The 16,284-nt window shown below is 64.6% G+C and carries 30 protein-coding genes; 15 read left to right on the top strand and 15 right to left on the bottom strand.

The features are described 5' to 3' along the window. Positions 1-97 precede the first annotated feature (97 nt). The 12 genes from P3W75_RS05710 to P3W75_RS05765 all read right to left on the bottom strand — a co-directional run bounded on the left by P3W75_RS05710 (position 98) and on the right by P3W75_RS05765 (position 6,674). Positions 98-514: a host nuclease inhibitor protein gene (locus P3W75_RS05710; protein WP_276226392.1), complete on the bottom strand. Its 417-nt coding sequence runs from the start codon at positions 512-514 to the stop codon at positions 98-100. 61 nt (positions 515-575) lie between these two features. Next, complete coding sequence (locus P3W75_RS05715; RefSeq protein ID WP_276226393.1) at positions 576-881, bottom strand: hypothetical protein; 306 nt, start codon at positions 879-881, stop codon at positions 576-578. 65 nt (positions 882-946) lie between these two features. Further along, positions 947-1,951 (bottom strand): DNA cytosine methyltransferase, encoded by a 1,005-nt coding sequence (locus P3W75_RS05720; protein WP_276226394.1) that lies wholly within the window; start codon positions 1,949-1,951, stop codon positions 947-949. Positions 1,952-1,953: 2 nt separating this feature from the next. Beyond that, positions 1,954-2,349, bottom strand: coding sequence for a hypothetical protein (locus P3W75_RS05725; RefSeq protein WP_276226395.1), 396 nt, complete (start codon positions 2,347-2,349; stop codon positions 1,954-1,956). Further along, the gene (locus P3W75_RS05730) at positions 2,346-2,663 is read right to left on the bottom strand and encodes a hypothetical protein (RefSeq protein WP_276226396.1); all 318 of its coding nucleotides are present in this window, start codon (positions 2,661-2,663) and stop codon (positions 2,346-2,348) included. Before P3W75_RS05730 ends, P3W75_RS05725 begins: the two co-directional genes overlap by 4 nt. A 58-nt stretch (positions 2,664-2,721) precedes the next feature. Beyond that, positions 2,722-2,904 (bottom strand): hypothetical protein, encoded by a 183-nt coding sequence (locus tag P3W75_RS05735; protein WP_276226397.1) that lies wholly within the window; start codon positions 2,902-2,904, stop codon positions 2,722-2,724. Beyond that, positions 2,901-3,215, bottom strand: a complete 315-nt coding sequence (locus tag P3W75_RS05740; protein WP_276226398.1) for a hypothetical protein — start codon at positions 3,213-3,215, stop codon at positions 2,901-2,903. The genes P3W75_RS05735 and P3W75_RS05740 overlap by 4 nt, the downstream gene beginning before the upstream one ends. Further along, positions 3,215-3,475: a hypothetical protein gene (locus tag P3W75_RS05745; RefSeq protein ID WP_276226399.1), complete on the bottom strand. Its 261-nt coding sequence runs from the start codon at positions 3,473-3,475 to the stop codon at positions 3,215-3,217. Before P3W75_RS05745 ends, P3W75_RS05740 begins: the two co-directional genes overlap by 1 nt. A gap of 236 nt (positions 3,476-3,711) precedes the next feature. After that, a complete protein-coding gene (locus tag P3W75_RS05750) occupies positions 3,712-4,863 on the bottom strand; it encodes an RNA-directed DNA polymerase (RefSeq protein ID WP_276226400.1) in 1,152 nt (383 codons plus the stop codon). A gap of 198 nt (positions 4,864-5,061) precedes the next feature. Then, positions 5,062-5,418, bottom strand: coding sequence for a four helix bundle protein (locus P3W75_RS05755; RefSeq protein ID WP_276226401.1), 357 nt, complete (start codon positions 5,416-5,418; stop codon positions 5,062-5,064). A gap of 57 nt (positions 5,419-5,475) precedes the next feature. Further along, entirely contained in the window at positions 5,476-6,075 is a 600-nt protein-coding gene (locus P3W75_RS05760) for a DUF1566 domain-containing protein (protein ID WP_276226402.1), read from the bottom strand. Between the two features lie 119 nt (positions 6,076-6,194). Beyond that, positions 6,195-6,674 carry a hypothetical protein gene (locus P3W75_RS05765; RefSeq protein WP_276226403.1) on the bottom strand — a complete coding sequence of 160 codons (480 nt, stop codon included), beginning with the start codon at positions 6,672-6,674 and terminating at the stop codon, positions 6,195-6,197. Between P3W75_RS05765 and P3W75_RS05770 the strand changes: the two genes are divergently transcribed. Further along, positions 6,658-6,804, top strand: coding sequence for a hypothetical protein (locus P3W75_RS05770; protein WP_276226404.1), 147 nt, complete (start codon positions 6,658-6,660; stop codon positions 6,802-6,804). The two genes, P3W75_RS05765 and P3W75_RS05770, sit on opposite strands and share 17 nt — an antisense overlap. On the opposite strand, the gene P3W75_RS05775 is transcribed toward P3W75_RS05770, so the two are convergent. Next, positions 6,794-7,015, bottom strand: coding sequence for a hypothetical protein (locus P3W75_RS05775; protein WP_276226405.1), 222 nt, complete (start codon positions 7,013-7,015; stop codon positions 6,794-6,796). The two genes, P3W75_RS05770 and P3W75_RS05775, sit on opposite strands and share 11 nt — an antisense overlap. A gap of 642 nt (positions 7,016-7,657) precedes the next feature. Beyond that, positions 7,658-8,497, bottom strand: coding sequence for a LexA family transcriptional regulator (locus P3W75_RS05780; RefSeq protein WP_276226406.1), 840 nt, complete (start codon positions 8,495-8,497; stop codon positions 7,658-7,660). A gap of 104 nt (positions 8,498-8,601) precedes the next feature. Here P3W75_RS05780 and P3W75_RS05785 point away from each other — a divergent pair, with 104 nt between their 5' ends. Next, positions 8,602-8,802 (top strand): Cro/CI family transcriptional regulator, encoded by a 201-nt coding sequence (locus P3W75_RS05785; protein ID WP_276226407.1) that lies wholly within the window; start codon positions 8,602-8,604, stop codon positions 8,800-8,802. Positions 8,803-9,106: 304 nt separating this feature from the next. On the opposite strand, the gene P3W75_RS05790 is transcribed toward P3W75_RS05785, so the two are convergent. Then, positions 9,107-9,331, bottom strand: coding sequence for a hypothetical protein (locus P3W75_RS05790; RefSeq protein ID WP_276226408.1), 225 nt, complete (start codon positions 9,329-9,331; stop codon positions 9,107-9,109). A 153-nt stretch (positions 9,332-9,484) separates the two neighbouring features. On the opposite strand from P3W75_RS05790, the gene P3W75_RS05795 reads away from it, so the two are divergent. The 13 genes from P3W75_RS05795 to P3W75_RS05855 all read left to right on the top strand — a co-directional run bounded on the left by P3W75_RS05795 (position 9,485) and on the right by P3W75_RS05855 (position 16,241). After that, positions 9,485-10,105, top strand: a complete 621-nt coding sequence (locus tag P3W75_RS05795; RefSeq protein ID WP_276226409.1) for a hypothetical protein — start codon at positions 9,485-9,487, stop codon at positions 10,103-10,105. 132 nt (positions 10,106-10,237) lie between these two features. Beyond that, positions 10,238-10,906, top strand: coding sequence for a phage antirepressor KilAC domain-containing protein (locus tag P3W75_RS05800; RefSeq protein WP_276226410.1), 669 nt, complete (start codon positions 10,238-10,240; stop codon positions 10,904-10,906). Then, positions 10,903-11,655: a helix-turn-helix domain-containing protein gene (locus tag P3W75_RS05805; RefSeq protein ID WP_276226411.1), complete on the top strand. Its 753-nt coding sequence runs from the start codon at positions 10,903-10,905 to the stop codon at positions 11,653-11,655. The genes P3W75_RS05800 and P3W75_RS05805 overlap by 4 nt, the downstream gene beginning before the upstream one ends. Continuing rightward, the gene (locus P3W75_RS05810; protein WP_276226412.1) at positions 11,652-12,326 is read left to right on the top strand and encodes a replication protein P; all 675 of its coding nucleotides are present in this window, start codon (positions 11,652-11,654) and stop codon (positions 12,324-12,326) included. The genes P3W75_RS05805 and P3W75_RS05810 overlap by 4 nt, the downstream gene beginning before the upstream one ends. Beyond that, positions 12,319-12,552, top strand: coding sequence for a hypothetical protein (locus P3W75_RS05815; protein WP_276226413.1), 234 nt, complete (start codon positions 12,319-12,321; stop codon positions 12,550-12,552). Before P3W75_RS05810 ends, P3W75_RS05815 begins: the two co-directional genes overlap by 8 nt. Continuing rightward, the gene (locus tag P3W75_RS05820) at positions 12,549-13,058 is read left to right on the top strand and encodes a hypothetical protein (protein WP_276226414.1); all 510 of its coding nucleotides are present in this window, start codon (positions 12,549-12,551) and stop codon (positions 13,056-13,058) included. Before P3W75_RS05815 ends, P3W75_RS05820 begins: the two co-directional genes overlap by 4 nt. Continuing rightward, on the top strand, positions 13,058-13,429 hold the full coding sequence (locus P3W75_RS05825; RefSeq protein ID WP_276226415.1) for a Ref family recombination enhancement nuclease: 372 nt from the start codon (positions 13,058-13,060) through the stop codon (positions 13,427-13,429). The genes P3W75_RS05820 and P3W75_RS05825 overlap by 1 nt, the downstream gene beginning before the upstream one ends. Further along, positions 13,426-13,857, top strand: coding sequence for a VRR-NUC domain-containing protein (locus tag P3W75_RS05830; RefSeq protein ID WP_276226416.1), 432 nt, complete (start codon positions 13,426-13,428; stop codon positions 13,855-13,857). The genes P3W75_RS05825 and P3W75_RS05830 overlap by 4 nt, the downstream gene beginning before the upstream one ends. Continuing rightward, entirely contained in the window at positions 13,854-14,273 is a 420-nt protein-coding gene (locus P3W75_RS05835) for a hypothetical protein (protein ID WP_276226417.1), read from the top strand. Before P3W75_RS05830 ends, P3W75_RS05835 begins: the two co-directional genes overlap by 4 nt. Then, positions 14,254-14,556 carry a hypothetical protein gene (locus P3W75_RS05840; RefSeq protein ID WP_276226418.1) on the top strand — a complete coding sequence of 101 codons (303 nt, stop codon included), beginning with the start codon at positions 14,254-14,256 and terminating at the stop codon, positions 14,554-14,556. Before P3W75_RS05835 ends, P3W75_RS05840 begins: the two co-directional genes overlap by 20 nt. Positions 14,557-14,559: 3 nt before the next feature. Beyond that, entirely contained in the window at positions 14,560-14,934 is a 375-nt protein-coding gene (locus P3W75_RS05845; protein ID WP_276226419.1) for an antiterminator Q family protein, read from the top strand. Positions 14,935-15,153: 219 nt separating this feature from the next. Then, positions 15,154-15,483 (top strand): phage holin, lambda family, encoded by a 330-nt coding sequence (locus P3W75_RS05850; protein ID WP_276226448.1) that lies wholly within the window; start codon positions 15,154-15,156, stop codon positions 15,481-15,483. Beyond that, complete coding sequence (locus tag P3W75_RS05855; RefSeq protein WP_276226420.1) at positions 15,480-16,241, top strand: hypothetical protein; 762 nt, start codon at positions 15,480-15,482, stop codon at positions 16,239-16,241. Before P3W75_RS05850 ends, P3W75_RS05855 begins: the two co-directional genes overlap by 4 nt. The last annotated feature ends 43 nt before the right edge of the window (positions 16,242-16,284 follow it).

Here is a 16,284-nt window from a genome sequence, read left to right on the forward strand (position 1 = left end):
ATGTGCTGGTAGGGAGTGCGGCCGGCACGCTGGATAATCCAGCCGGCGACCAGGGGGAGTGCCAGCAGCTTGGCCAGCAGGTTCCAGATGATCTGCTTCATTCGTCGTCACCCTCGCTGCTGCCCGCCTGGATGGTGACCTTCAGCGGGAACTGCTCGAACCAGGACTGCGCCAGAGCCAGGCCGATGCGGAACCCCTTGAGCTTGTCGCCGGTAAGCACAATCGGATCGTCTTCGCCGAGTCGAATCTCGGTGTCAGACGTCGTGGACAGAACCTTCTCGATGTTTCCCATCTTCCGCTGGTGCCATCCGACCAGCAGTTCGGCAACGCGCTTCAGCTCGGTGTTCGAGAAGAAATCCTCGAGCATCTCGCGGAGCTCGTCCTTGGCGTCCTGGGCGCTCTCCATCGCCCCGCCATCGCCGTCGAATGGGCCGCCGACCACCGACCAGGCGCTGGCGAAGACCTGGGCTTGTTGCATGATGGAGTCGATGGAGATGGTGTTTTCTTCGGGCATGACTTGTCCTCGACGCCTGCTGGCGCGGAAAAGGATGTGGTTGTGTCGCGCCCTGAGGGCGCTACTGCGGAGGCGGAGGTAGCCGGCAGTGCCAGCTCTGCGAATAGGAGGTGTCGCCGTGGAACTCGAATCCGGTGATCACCAGCGCATTCGTTCCCATGCCGTGGATCTGGATGTCGTACAGCTTCGGCAGGGCCTGGTCAGAAGGTCCGAGCTTGAGCGTTTCGGCGATAAGCGATGTTCTGCCGAGCGGCGTGTGGTGGTCGTAGCGTATCTGCACGTCACCACGGAAGGGCTTGGCGGAGTCGAACAGCCGGCGCGGGATCGGCTTGCCGTTGCGGCGCATCAGGCGAATATCGAAGAACATGGCTAATACTGTATAAATAAACAGTATTCTGCCGCTGCTTCTCGATGGCCGTCGAGTGCATCCCGTCAGGCCGTCGCCTCCATGTACGCCGCTACGAACTGCGTCGCCGCTTCAGCATTGATGGCGTTTCCGTAGGCGCGCAGGCGTCCCACTCGGGAGGAAGCCCCATCAGCCAGCGGGAATGTTCCGGGCTCAACTGGCCTCCACTTTTCGTCTCGGCAGCTGAGCCAGTCCGCATCTCGCCAGAAGCCGTTAACCGGGCCGCGCCCGAGGTGAGGCAGCTCACTGCTGCGAGATCCGGCCCATGGCTGCGCATTGCCTCCCTGATTCCGCCCTCCGTGCTGCGCACCCCCTTGTCCGCCAGTGATGCCGTGGGTGTTGGCCATCCCGTCAGGACTGCGGCGTGATTCAGGGTGATGTTCGACGTGGTGAAGTCCTGGGCGGGGTGGCGAATCGAGTCGCTCGCCGTCGGAGTTGGCCACGCTGCCAGCCAGGCAACCCGCCCCAGCAGGCCGTTGGCTTCGACGTTGCAATGGATTGACCCCCCATCCCGCCAATCCCGGGCTGTGGGCGTTGGCCACGAGCCACAAGCGTTGGCGGATATGCGGAGCACCGAAGCCCGCAGAGCACAAATCGAAAGCCCCGAAGGCGTAGCCCTCCGCTTCCAGGTCAGCCTGTACAAGGTCGAGCCACGCGAGTCCGCCGCCATCCGCAACCTGTTCTCCAAGGATTTCGCCAGGGCGGCGCTCTCGGATGAGGTGGTGCCAGGCCGGCCAAAGGTGCCGCTCGTCAGCAAATTCAAGTCTTTTGCCTGTCTTGCTGAAAGGTTGGCAAGGACAGGAACCCGTCCAAACAGGTCGGTCATCTGGCCAGCCTGCTCGGCGAAGGGCGAGAGACCAGACGCCGATGCCGGCGAAGAAGTGGCACTGGGTGTAAGGGCGGAGGTCATCGGGGTGCACGTCCTCTATGGATCGTTCGTCGACGTCGCCTGGCGCGATGTGGCCGGCGGCAATCAGGTTGCGGAGCCACTGCGCCGCGTAGGCGTCATGCTCGTTGTAGTAGGCCGCCATGGTCACGCCGCACTGCGGTTCGGATGGGCGCCATAGGGCTGCCAACCGATCTTCGGCGCCTTGGTCTTCTTGTCGATCAGGGGGTACCCTTTCTCGTCGGTGAGCGTGACGCGCGCTTTGATGTGCATATCGCGGCACTTCAGGGTGCGCCTGGCCAGGGCGATGAAGTCGTCGGCGTAGCTGGGAGCGTCGAACAAGACGCTGAGCTGCTTGGTCTTGGTGCCTGCCATGATCTCGTCGGCGCGCTTCTCGACGGCGGCCTGCCACTCGGTCGGGGTCAGGATGACGGGGCGCTGGTCGCCGCGGTCGTCCTTCATCATCCGCACGGTCTTGGTCGTCTTCTTCGCCTCGGCCATGGCGACATCGCGGGTCATCCCGAATACGGCGAAGGTGCTCATATCCGATCCTCCAGGTGCTTCGCCCACGAACTGATGGCAGTCCGCAGCTCGTCGGTCATGTCGTGCTCGCCGAGGAGCGTGCGCAGCTTTTTCAGGTCCATCTTCACGTAGCGCCTGAGGGCGCGGCGTTCGTCTTGCGAGCCTTCCAGCTCGGACTCCGCCTGGCGGAGCTGGCTTTCCAAGTCCTCCAGCTCGGCTTCGTGATCGGTCTCGCCGGCGGCGATGCGTCGGGCAAGCTCTACGGCGGCTTCCGGACACACGCCGGCGTAGCCTTCCAGCTCCTGGTCGGAGCAGGCTTGAACGGGGAGGGTCATGGTCTTCTCCGGTGGAGTAACCCGGCCCCGTTTACGGCGGCGCCGGGTATCTAGTTGGCTATCGAGGTAGGCAAGGGGCTTTCAGTCCGCCGATTTCTACCTGGCGGATGCGTTGCCGCAGCCAGTCATGGTTCACGCCCAGGCCGCTCGCGATGTGCTGCCAGGTGCAGCCGGAGGCGCGGAGCTCGTAGGCGAGGGCAAGCTCGGCGTTGCCGAGTCGCCCGTAGGGTGTGGTGCTCATTGCTCGCCCCGGTCGAGGGCGGCGGCTTCGCGGCGACCCTCTTCGTGAAGTCTCCGCGCCACGTTTTCGTTAACCGCTATTTCGTGGCGTGGGATGGCCAGGCACGGTGCCGATCCTTGTGGGCCAAGCGCATGGGCGTTGAGGATCAGCAGTTGCACCGCCTCGGCGGTCTCCTCGACGCCATGCCAGCGCATGAGCTCATCCAGCTTGGCGCGAACCCCGGGCCGAAGCCGGTGCCGCAGCTCCTCCTCGCCGAGCCGCTTGCGCTTCTCGGCTGCTGCCGCGTCGCGCTCTGCTTGGGTCTTGGCCATCAGCCTTCCGCCCCCATGTCATCGCGCTTGCGGATGGTGAGCACCTCGGCGCGGTCGAGAGCCTGCTGGTGGCCGCGCCGGAAGCCGGCGACCAGGCCGGTGGCGGTGTCGATGATGTGGAAGAAGCCCTTGCCGGCGGGCTTCACCTGGTAGGCCGGCAGTTGCACGGCGATGGTGCGGCGCTCGGCGAAGGCCTGGCGGGCGGCGGCGGACTGGGTCAGCAGCTTGGCCAGGTTCGGGCGGATGTTCAGCTGTTGCATGGCGATCACCTCGTCTGGTGGTGGCTTCCTTTCGGCAGCACTCGGTCGCGCGGCTGTGCGCCGGTGGGCGCCGCGGGGAGTGCTCTCGGAAAGAAACTGGGGGAGGGGAAAGGCCCGTCCGACGGGGCCTTTCCGTATCTCACAAACGCCGCCGTATGTGAGCGTTTCGGCGCGCCCGGCTTGTTGCCGAACTGCCTGGGCTGAAGGTCTACATGGCTGCCACTCCTCCTGCTGGGTTACTGGTAGGTCTTGGTCAGCGAGCCGCTGACCGACTTGCCTCGGCCCAAGATCACCTTCGCCAGCGCGGCGCGATCCTGGTGTGAATGGCTGGCCTGGCGCAGCAGGCCGAAGTAGCTGTTGGCGACAGTCCGAAGCTCCTCCGACGGCGCGGCGGCTACTCGCCTAAGCGCCTCCTTCGCGGTCCGCTTCCTGGTAGTTCGCCGCCAGGGTTTGATGACGTGTCCGACGAAGTCGATGCCGCGATCAACCGGCTGCAGGATGGTCTTCGTTGGGTTGAGGCGTGCGCCCAGGCTGGGCAGGAAGGCCTCTATCGCGCTGCGCCACTCGTTGAGCTGCTGCGGCGACTCGTGCAGCAGCAGGAAGTCATCGACGTAGCGGATGTAGTGCCGCGCGCGCAACTGGTGCTTCGCGAACTGGTCCAGCGCGTCGAGGTAGATGTTGGCGAAGAACTGGCTGCTCAGATTGCCGATCGGCAGCCCCAGATGCGCAGGTTGTGCGGTCAGGCGCTTGTGCTGCGGCACCCGATTGAACAGATGCCGAGGGCTGCGCACCTCGTAGTCGGTGCGCGGGTCGTGCCAGAGCACCTGCACCGCCAAGCGCCGCCACCAGGTGCCATCGATCAGGCGCACCAACTGGTTGCTGAGCACGCGCTTGTCGATCGTGACGAAGAAGTTGGCCAGGTCCATCTTCAGATAGTGGGCCGGCCGGCTCCAGTTCTGCGTCACGCTCCTGACCTTGCTTTCGAGCCGCTCGGCGGCGTACAGGGTGCCGCGGCCTGGGATGCATGCACAGCTGTCGGCGATGAACTTCGCCTCGATGCTGGCGCCTACGCGGTTGTAGAGGAGATGATGCACGACGCGATCTCGAAACGTCGCAGCCCATACCTCTCGATGCTTCGGCCGGGTGACGACAAAGCAGATGGAGCGGCCTGGCTGGTAGGTGCCGGCCAGCAACTCGTCGTGCAGGTCCAGCAGATTTTCCTCTAGGTTCAGCTCGAAGCGACGCGCGCTGTTGGTGTTGCGCTTGTGGCGCCGACAGTCGAAATAGGCCTGGGCCAGGTCCTCGAAGGTGAAAGGGGCAACCGTCAAATCTGCGGACGGGGCGGACGAGACGCTCGTTGTTCTTGTCGTTGTTGTTCTGCCAGCCATCCTCGAAGTCCATGTTGTAGGCGTTGTTGGCGGAGCGCTGCGACCTATCGTGCTATCCACGTCGCCTCGCCGATTGCTCGACGGGGAAACTGCGCCAGGCCTCGCCGGTAGCCGGTGGTTCCTGTGGGTGCGCATGGCGGTGCCCAGCCGGGCAGCGGCACGACCAGATTTGGCGCGCAGGCAGGAGGGCCTTAACCCTCAAGCAACGGGCGCGGTTGCGGTGGCTTTCTTCCAGGCATTGGCCTGGCGGCCGATGGAAGCGGTCAGCTTCATGGCCTTGGCTTGCTGCGGGATGCTGATGAATCGCTCGTTCACCATCGCGCGCAGCAGCTGGTTGATCATCCAGATGCTTTCGAGGAGGTCATCCAGGTGCTGGCGCTTGTTCCGGGACATGTTCGCCCGACCAATCAGCACCAGGACCTGCAGGCTCTCGTCGCGGAGCTTCCCGCCGATGAGCTGCTTCATGTCCCGCGGGATGTGCCGCACCATGGCAAGGACCACGCCGAGGAGTTCCTCGGCACTGCGGTGGATTTCGAGCTCAGTGTGCAGCGCCATCCTGGCTACCTCGAAAAGCGAGGGCGCTGTCGCGCCCATGAATGAAGGATTGAAGGACTAGATGTATTTTCTGCGGACGGGGCGGACGAGACGCTCGTAGTCCTTGCCGTGGTAGTGCTGCCAGCCATCCTCGAAGTCCATGTAGTAGGCGCCGTAGGCGGAGCGCTGCGTGCTCGACCAGTGGTAGCCCTTGCTAAAGAGCTCGGGAGCGATCGCCTCGGCGATCTGGTTCTCGCGGCGCGCCCCCAGGTAGAAGTCGTTGTGGCCGTCTGCGGTGTACTCCGAGGCCCACTTCGCCGCCGGGTGCTCCTCGCTGTCGGCCAGCAGAGCCCGGGTGTTTGCCAGGCCGTCGCTGGCGCTGTCGGCCCCTTCGGTCTCGTGGCCGTGCCCGCCATAGGCTGCGCAAACCTCAGCGGCCGGGCCGCCGGCGACGATCAGGTAGTAGTCCCGGCCGCCATTCTCTCCGCGCATCAGGCCGAGGTTATGGCCGCCCTCGCCGGGCCAGTATTTGCCGAGCGGCGGAGCGCTACTGGCCGGCTCGAAGGCGCTGAGCAGGGCGCCATGAATGGGTTCGGCCTGAATGTCCGGGCCGAAGAAGTTGATGGTCAGGTTGTCCAGGCGCCGGATATTCAGCGCGGGCAGTTGCTTCGCTTGCATGGGAGGTCCTCAACGGAATGGGGCGCAGGCGGCCGGCGCTTACCCGGCGAGCTTCTGGTCTGACCGCGGTGGGCGCGGCCCCGCGAATCGCCTGCTGGCGAAAGGATTGAAGGAGCGAATCAGTGGAGGATGAGCACGCTTCGGAAGGGGCGGACGAGACGCTCGTTGCCCTTGCCGTCGTAGTTCTGCCAGCCATCCTCGAAGGCCATGCTGTAGGCGAGGTTGGCGGAGCGCTGCGCACTCAGCCAATAGAAGCGATCCTCTCGCAGGTCGGTTATCAGGCCGGCGTGCTTGGCCGCCATCAGCAGTTGGCCCTCCAGAGGCGCAGCGATGTGCGCGCCCAGCTCCAGAACCGTCTTGGCGAGCTCGCTGCCGGCCTCAGCCATGGCGCGAGTGTTGGCCTCGCCATCGACGTAGTGCGCGAGCACGTCCTGGCCGTATTCGCCCCAGGCGCCCTCGCGCTCGAATTCGGGGCCGAGAAGGACAAGGGCGCGCTCCTGGTTGTTCAGCCAGTAGCGCTCGATGAAGGTTCCGCCGGCCAGGGGCTGGCCGCGCTCGGGCAGTTCTGCTGCGGAAATGCTGGTGATGATCTCGGTCATGGTGCTGTCCTTGTGCTCGACTGGGCGTAAAAAGGCCCAGCCGGAGCTGGGCAATACCAAGGGGGTGTTGATGCTCGTCGCATCCCGCTGCCGCCTCGGTGAAGCGGCAGAAGTGATTTTCAGCGAGTGAATTCCCGGCCAGCATCGGTCAGGGTCCAGAGCTCCTTACGCAGCCCTGGGAGTCCGCTGGGATGCTCGACCCAGTTCAGGACGACGAGACCGCGGCGCTTGAGCGCATTCATCGTTGCGTTGGTGCAGGAGCCGCAGTAGGTGTCAGGGTTCTTCGCCAGGCGATTAAGTTCGCGCGTCTGGCTGTAGGTCAGCTGCTCTCGTTTCGTCATGGCGTTGCCCTCAATGGCATTGCTGTCATCCCAAAGCGCCCTCTGGTGAAGGCGCTTCAGTGATGCATTGGCGCCGCGCGCACCTGCTGGGCTCTAGCGCGGCTGCATGCTCAACGATGTACGTATGGCCCGCCGCCGATGCGTGCAGCTCAGGCCTTCAGGTCAGTTGGCTTGGGGCTTCCCTGGTCATGGCGCCGTGCGCGTCGTTCTCGTTTCGCCATGGTCATCGGGCCTTTACAACTCGCCGCGTGCAGCCCCGGTGCCCAGTTGGTGTCGGGCACACGGCGAGAGGTCCAGCGCGCCTTCAGCCGAGGCTTGGCGCGCTAATTCGTCCAGGCCACTACTGGCGGCTCTGGTCCTTGCATCTGCATCCCGGGTCATTCACACGGTTCGGCTTTCGCCTCGCCCCACTGCTGCCCCTCACTGGCTTGGGTGGGTGCGCCGGTCGCCGGAAGCGGCAGGTGCTGTATTCGTCATTGGTTGCGTTGTTAAAGAGCGTTCGGCTCGGTGGCCTGGCGCCGCGGTGTTCCGCTGCGTTGGATGTAACATTATCTGCGGTAATAAACATAATCAAGACCTGCGGTAATAAAAAATCCGAGACAGAAAAAAGCCCGCACTCGGCGGGCTTGTCCTGGATGGGGGTTACCGGGTCTGGGATTTACGCTTTCGCACTGTCGACCACCAGAACACCCAGCCAATGATGCTGATCTCGCTGGCCTGGATGGTTTCCGCGTCGTACTCCTCGTCGCCGTACTCGTCGCGGTTGAAGCTGCGTAGGCGGATGCCGCCGCCGGGCAGGCGGTAGAGGAACTTCACCCGCAGCATGCCCTCGTGCTCCAGGGCGTAGATCTCGCCATCAATGATGTAGGTGGTGGCGGTGTCGATTCCGATAGTGGCTCCATCCAATATCAAAGGCTCCATGCTATTTCCTTTGATCTGTGCGCATACGGCTGCGGATGGGTCTACGCCGGACGCCCGGAGGGTGGCATAGGAAAAGCGCAGCTTGCGGCCCGCGACCTCGCGCACAGCGGTACGGCCGGCGCCCGCTGCAAGCTCAACCTCCTTATAGAGCGGCAGTTCCACCTCGTCATTGTCCAGTGGGGTTTCGTCATCCCAGGGTGATAAATCGCCGACAAAGACGGCCTCCGCCCCGGGCGAATTACGCGCACCGGGCTCCATGAACGACCCGGCCAAGGCGCTTTCAGCCATGCCCTCGATTTCAGCCGCCAGACGCTCGCTGAAAGCAGCCACCGGAACCTGCAGATACCTGGCGAACACCGCAGCCGCCTCCACGTTCAGGGCGTTCTTCCCCGTCAAGTAGTGGTTCGCCGCGCTTTGCGTCTTGGCGCCAAGACCTTCGATCGCTATCTGCTCCTGAGTAATCCCCAGGTCTTTTTTCTTGGCCTTGTAAATGGCGTTCAAAGCATCGCATTCGCGCTGCTCCTCTGCCGTCAATTTGCGTTTTTTGGTGGGCTTTTCCATGGGGCGAGCTTATTACCTACGGTAATCACCGTCTAAGACCGCAGGTCTTGCTTAAAACAAGACCGCAAGTAATACTCTGAGCAATAGTCGGCTTGGAGTGAGCGATGAAGCGCATCCCAATAAAGGATTTTGTGGCTCAGAAGGGCCAAACAGAAGCGGCCGCCTCTCTGGGGGTAACTCAGGGGGCTATCAGCAAGGCGCTACGCGTCGGCCGCGACATCTACGTCACCGAGTGTGACGACGGAACATTCAGCGCGGAGGAGCTTCGCCCGTTTCCGGCTCCCGCCAAGACGCGCGCAGCATAGGAGTAGAGAGCATGGTTGCTAGTCACCCGAATCATCCCTGTCCACCTCAGCCCATTCGGGCGCGAGCATTCAGTCTTGCCGATAGTGATCGGCGTATAGCGGCAGTTGAGGAAGTGCTCCGCGCTGTGCGCGGCGGAGTGGAGCTTTCCGCGAAAGCCCTCGACATCGTAGAGGCTGTCCATGGCTCGAGCCTCATTGATCCGCCAGCTTCCGCCCACAGGCTCGTGGTTGCTCTCCACTGGTGCATAGCAACTCTCAACGGGGAGACGGAAGTGCCGCCCCCCGCCGATTTCTGCAGCAGCTCCTACAGCGCTTCCAGCGTAGCGGCGTCGTAAAGGAGAGGCCCGTGCTGATCTCGCGCAGTGTCGTTCAGGAATACGCCCTTGATGAGCCCTCGATCCCGAAGAGATCGGATAGCTAGCAGGTTGGCATCCGGATTTCCCTTTAGGGATGAAGCATTTCGCTTCGGCTGCTCTTTGATTTGCGCGAGTACGGAGCTCAGCAGCTCCTCCGTGATTTCGATCTTCATCGGAACCTCCTGGTTCACTGGGTTGGGTCAGAGCTTCCCAGCCTACCAGTGAGGTTCCGACCTTAACAAACAGCTGGCGCATGGGCGATTCCCTCCGCCGGCCCCAACAAGAGGCCTCATTCGATGGGGCCAGAGTAGGACCAGGAGCGCAACGTGAACACGTCCAATCACCGACACGAAATGACTCGCGACCAGGTTCTGGTGGCCTATGCCGCCGACCAGATCGCTCGCACCAGCCTCAGCCAGGATGACTTCGCCCAGGCGCTGAACCGTGCGCTGTTCCAGAAGTGCCCGCGAAAGGCCGCGGTGGAGAGGGTGCCCGACTTCGAGTCGGACGAGCTGAAGAGCGATGGCGGCGAGTACCTGAAGGCCGCTGGGCGCTGGCTGAAGCGCGTACAGCGCCTGCTCGGCGGTGAGCAGGAGTTGCCGGCCTGGATGGAAGAGGCCTGGGTGGCGGCGCTGGAGCCGGAATGGCGGGAGCGCTGCATCAACGAGCTCGCCGACCGCTACGGGCTGATCGGGGCTCGTTCTGCTGGGGTGGTGGGTTGCCCGGTTAGCGCCTTCGGCCAGTTGGTCGCCGGCATCGGCGAGGCGGTGGAGCGCTGCAGCGTGGTGCTGGCTGACGGGAAGATCGACGAGAACGACCTGCCGGACCTTCCTGCCGCGATTGACCGGCTGCTGCTGGTGGAGTCGAAGAGCTTCGAGATGCGCCGGCGCATGGAGAACGAACTAGCGATCCACGTAGGCGGCTCGCCGCTGGCTCTGGTGCGCTGAAAAAAACAAACCCCGGCTGAGTGTGGGGACACGGCGCCGGGGTTCAGATCAACGGGAGTCAGTATGCATATCCAGAACGAAGCAAGCAATCGCGCGCCACGTTTTCCAGTATCGCAAAACGTGGCGCGGACAATGTCGTCCCGCGAGATCGCCGAGCTGGTCGAGTCGCGGCACGACAACGTGAAACGCACCATCGAGCGCCTGAGCGAGAAGGGCGTCATCAGGTTTACTCCGTCGGAGGAAACCTCCCATGACGGCGCCGGCGCGCGCCCTGTCGAGGTGTACCTGGTCAACAAGCGCGACAGCTTCATCGTCGTCGCCCAGCTGTGCCCGGAGTTCACTGCGCGCCTGGTTGACCGCTGGCAGGAGCTCGAGGCTCGGCAGGCGATGACACCGTCGCTCCCCAACTTCGCGAGCCCGGCAGATGCGGCCCGGGCCTGGGCCGAGCAGTTCGAGCAGCGCCAGGCGGCGGAGCAGGCTCTGCTGATCGCTGCGCCGAAGGTGGACTTCGTCGACCGCTACGTCGACACCCAGGGCTCCATGGGCTTCCGCCAGGTGGCGAAGCTGCTGAACGCCAACGAGCACCAGCTGCGCGAGATGCTGATCAAGCGGAAGGTGATGTACTACCTGAACGGCACTCTCACCGCGCACAGCAACCACATCGCCGCCGGCAGGTTCGAGACCCGGACGGGCACCAGCGAGCGCAACAGCCACGCCTACACGCAAGCGCGCTTCACCACGAAGGGCGTGCAGTGGGTGGCAGGCCTGTGGGCTGAGCACAAGATGGAGGCCGGCGAGTGAGTGTCCAAACCATGACCTGGGCGCTCGAGCAGCGCTTCGTTACCGATTCCACCGCACGCCACGTCCTGCTGTGCCTGGCCAACTACGCCGACAAGCACGGTCGGGGCGCCTTCCCTTCGGTTGCCAGCCTGGCGGATGACACCGGCCTGTCCGAGCGCACCGTGCAGACCAAGCTCCGCCTTCTGGAAGAACTTGGCGTGATTGTCGAGGGCAACCGGGCGATTGCCGCGGCGTACATCACCCGTCGCGACCGCGTTCCGACCTGCTACGACATCGTCATGGAACGGGGTGAATCTCATGCACCCCGTCCGATCGAGCGGGGTGAACCTGCTGCACCCCGTGAAAACTCCACGGGGTGCAGCTCGCAGCAGAACGGGGTGCAACTGACGACCGAACGGGGTGCAGGAGCTGCACCCAATCCGTCATTGAACCATCAGGGAACCGAAGAGCAGCAGCAACACGCGGGCGGTTCGATCGATGATCGTCAGCGGTTCGCCATGACCGAGGACTGGCAGCCGGACCCTGATGACCTGGCTGCGCAGACTCGCTTGATGGGCATCCCGGTGTCGGCGATCACGCTGGCCGTCGTGAACAAGTTCAAGGCCCACTGGCTGGCCCTGCCGGATGCCGTATTCACCCAGGCCAAGTGGGCGAACGAGCTGGCGAAGTGGATCAAGCGGGAGCGCGTCGAGGGTACGGCGGGCGAGGCCGATGGCGGCGCCTGGGGCGCGAACGGTGTGCGCGTATGAGCCAGGCCAAGCGCGCTGACCTGATCGCAGCGAACCTCCGCGCTGTCCCGGAACCGGCTCATGCCGCCCCGAACGTGGTTCCCGTCGACGACTTCGCCCGCCAGGTGATGGATGACCTGTTCGACCGCATCCGCGGCATCTGCTCCGGCTGGCGCTCTGCCTGGGCCACGCCTGGCGTGATGGGCAAGGCCAAGGAGGAATGGCTGGCTGAGTTTGCCCGTGCCGGCGTGAACAGCCAGGAGCTGGTCGACAACGGCGTGCGCGCGCTGCGCCAGAGCAAGCGCGAGTTCGTGCCGGCGCCGGCGGTGTTCGTGGACTGGTGCTTCAGCGCCGATCAGCTGGGCCTGCCGAGCCTGGAGGAGGCCTACCGCGAAGCCCTGGCCAAGACGCACCCGGCTGCCGCCGCGACCGCCACCTGGAGCCACGCCGCGGTGTACCACGCCGCCGCCCGCGCCGGCTTCAGCAACCTGCAGCAGCTCAGTCGCGACGACGGCATGAAGCTGCTGGAGAGCAAGTACTCCCAGATCCGCCGCGAGATCGCGAAGGGCAACAGCCTGCCGCCGGTTCCCGTGGCGGCCCTCCCGCAACCGGCGAAGGCGGCCGATCCTGCCCTTGGCAACAAAGCCCTGCAGGCCATCCGAGCTCGCCTGAAAGGAGCCCGCAATGTCTGACCTGAACCCGCTGAAGTGGCGCGCCAAGCGCAACCGTGACGGCCAGCAGATCCCGAACTGCTGGATCACCGATAGCGGCTACACCGTCGCCGAGTGCCGGCTGCCGGAGAGGCGCCTCACCGTCACCCGCCCCGGCGATGCCGCGCCGTCCTTCTACGTTGGCACCCGCGAGGAGGTGGTGGCGATCATCCAGGCCGACATGGCGGCAAGCGGGGTGCCCGCATGACCCCAGCCAAGCACGTCTCTCTCATGCACGGTCAGACCGGTATCGCCAAGAAGGTGTACGAGTGCGTGCCGATCACTGAGGGATGGAGTTCGTTTCAGGTGATGGCAGCCATGCGCAATCTCACTGGCAGCACCCCGGACCCCCGGATTGTGTCGGGCTGCCTCACCTCGCTGGCCGACGCAGGCCTGATCAAGAAGACCGGCCGCGATACCTACCAGCGCCTCCCGGTCGAGCAGAAGCAGAAAACCCAGGAGAAGCTGATGGCCGCGCCCGCGAAGAAGACCGAGCAGCATGTGGAAACCAAGGCGGGCGCCACTCCGCTGGAAATGCTGGGCGAGCTGGCCTCCGAGATAGTCGGCATGGCAGATCACCTGAAGCGTCTGGCTGCTCGCGTCGAGGACGCTGCTCTGGCGGTTGAGCAGCAGCGCGAGGCCACTGCGAAGTCGATGGAGGGCTATCGCCAGCTCAAGGCGCTGCTCAAGAGCCTGCAGGGGGATGCGGAGTGATGAAGGGGCGCAACGTCACCGCCGAGCAGAAGCGCTGGCACGACCTGCTCGTCAGCGTGGTGGGCTGCATCGCCTGCCGCGTCGATCATGGCGAGCTGAACGACTTCTGCAGCATCCACCACGTCGACGGTCGCACCAAGCAGCACGCGCACTGGTACGTGCTGCCGCTGTGCGCGGGGCATCATCAGTACGGCACCGGCCCGGAGAGCTTCCCGGGCGTGGCCGTGCACCCGTACAAGGCGCAGTTCGAGGCGCGCTACGGGCGCCAGGCTGATCTTGTCGGCACCTGCGCGCGGCTGGTCGCCGAGGCCGGCCACGACATTCCCGCCGGCTTCCTGGCCTGGCTCGATGGCGACGAGGTGATGGCATGAAGTCGCCCCGTCCTGTCGCGCGTACCCCGCGCCCCTTGCGCCGGCCGAAGATCGACTGGGAGGGCCGGGAGCAGGCCGTCCTGTTCTCCATCCTCTCCCTGAAGCACCCAGAGGCTGCCCGCCTGGCATTCCACGTTCCCAACGGCGGCCACCGGCACATCAAGGTCGCCGCGGAGATGAAGCGCCAGGGCGTGAAGGCCGGCGTCAGCGACATCGTGCTGCCCATGGCTCGCGGCGGCTGGTTCGGGCTGTACATCGAGTTCAAGGCCGCGCCGCCGAACGACGCCCGGGTTTCGCCCGAGCAGAGTGCGTTCCTGTTGCGCGTCGAGCAACAGGGGTACTACGCCACGGTGTGCCGCGGCGTCGACGACGCGCTGCGCGTGATCGATGACTACCTGGCGCAGCCCAGGACGGAGGTGGTTCGGTGATCGATATCTGGGAAGACGTCTGCCGGATCGTTGGTGAGTCGTGGTCGGTTACTCCGGCGCAGCGGCAGGAGGCGCTCCAGTGCTGCGCCGGCCTTGGCGTGCCAGGCATCACGGTAATCGGCGCCCTGTGGCGCCGCGCCGACGAGGTGCTGGCTGCTGCGCCTGCCGCCGAGATCGAGCGCCGGGTGCATGAGCTGAACGAGCAGGCCCGCCTCGGCGGCCAGCGCGAGCGCATCGCCCTGGGCTACAGCGAAGGCCGGCGGTTGGGTAATCGCTTCCTCGGGCCGCGCAAGGTGGCACGCACCAGAAGGGCGCTCGCCGACCGCATCCGCCGCGAGATCGACGCGCTCAGGAATGAAGAGCGGCGCCTGGAGGCAGAGCTGAAGAGGAGGGCGCATGCGGAAGCACGGGCCTGATCTGTTGAAGGATGTGCCGGCTATTCAGCGCTGCCGGCAGTGTCGTGGGAAGGGCTTCACCAAGGGCGTGTTCTTCGAGCTCGACTGCGCCGGCTGCGATGGCACGGGCTGGGTAGCTCTGGACGGCCAGCCAGTGGGCGATGCCGTCAAGCTGATCCGAGCGCTGGGGCGTCGCCTGGATAAGGTCGAGCAGCAGGCGGTGGATCGCGCGAAGGCATCCACATGGGATGCGCAGGACAACAACCGCCGCGGGGCCGGCGGATCGCACTGGACGGGGGATTGAGGCGTGAAGATCAAAGCGACCGAGTTTCTGATGGAGCAATACGGACTCTGGGTGTGGCGAGATAACGGTGTGCCGCGCTGTGCGTCGCCCTTGCTGGCGATCATGCTGCGCAACCCTGCGAACGAAAAACGGTTCAAGGCGCCGGCGCTGCTGATCAGCGATGACAGGGCCTTGCAGGTCGACACGTTCCTGGCGCACCTGGTGAAGGATGACCCGGAGGCCGTGGAGAGCATGACCTACTACTTCGTCCACGGCCTGACGTACCGGGAGGTCGGCGACCGAATGGGGCGTAGCTACGCGGACGCTCGAATGCTCGTCCGCGCCGGGCTGTCGGCTATTACCGCGTGCTTTCTGATGCACGAACGGCTCGCCGCCTGAATGAATATCCAGTCTGTATGCATTGACAGTGATAATCGCAGGACGTAGAGTTTCCGGCAGATTGCGGTTTTGCCGCTTCGGCGAACCTTCGCAACACATCAAGCCCGACCTCTGAGTCGGGCTTTTTGTTGCTCGCGATTTCATGGTGCGCGCTCCCGCGCCTTGCCCGATCACGCTCGGGCCTTTCTATTCATGCCCCGCAGAGGGGATATCGAGATGATGAAGATGTCCGACAAACCCGAGCTCCTTGCAATTGCGCTCGCGTGGTTGAGCCAGCACGCACCCGTGCTGTACGCAGGCGGACTGTCCTTCCTGGTAGCGGTGACCCGAGTCATCTACGGCGGTGGTACTCGGCGTCAGGCGCTGCTCGAGGCGACGCTGTGCACGCTGATCACCCTGGGCCTGATCCCGGTCCTGGAGTGGCTCGGCCTGCCGCAGAACATGGCCACCGCCGCCGGCGTGTTCACCGGCTTCCTCGGCGTGAAGAAGATCGCCGAACTGGCTGATCGCGTTGCCGACTGGAAGCTTCCGCGCGCCGGTGGGCAGTGATCGTCGTTGGCGCTGACGGGCTGCAAGCTCAGCTCGATGCGCTTGCCGACCTTGAGCAGAACCTGATCCCCTATGCCGTATCGACCGCGCTGACAAAGACTGCCCAGGGCCTGGTCGGTCGGCTGCAGGATGAGATGCGCGTGGTGTTTGACAAGCCGACGCCCTACACCATGAGCGCACTGCGGATGTTCCCGGCGACCAAGGATCGCTTGAGCGCACGAGTTTGGTTCAGGGAGGGCGCTGACAAGGCCATGCCTGCGTCTATCTGGCTGGCCCCCGAGGTCTATGGTGGCGGGCGTCGGCACAAGCCGCTCGAGCTTCAGCTGCGCGAGCGGAACATCCTGCCCTATGGGATGTACGTCGTACCCGGTGAGGGTGCCGAGTTGGATGCCTACGGCAACATCAAACGGGGCCAACTGATCAAGGCCATAAGTGGCGTGAAGGGCTTTACCCAGAAGGGCTATGACGCCAACGCCACGGACAGCATGCGCAGCCTGAAGAAGGCCAACGCCAAGAGCTACTTCGTCATGAAGCGTGGGGGGCGAGCCATCGGCATAGCCCAGCGCACGGGGTGGGGCAAGGGCAACAGGGCCTCTATCAAGATGGTCCTGGCCTTCGTGGCTAAGCCCAAGTACAGCGAGCGGCTGAGCTTCTTCCAGATCGCCGAGCAGTACACGCGCGAGCACTTGCCTACTGAGTTCGACAGGGCTCTGGCCACGGTGCGCCAGCGGTTCGCAGCTCGATCGCAGCGGCGCTGAAACAACGGCCGCAGCTACGTGCCGCCGCCCACCCCCTCTCTGG

The organism is Pseudomonas citronellolis, from assembly GCF_029335315.1.
GTDB lineage: Bacteria > Pseudomonadota > Gammaproteobacteria > Pseudomonadales > Pseudomonadaceae > Pseudomonas > Pseudomonas citronellolis_A.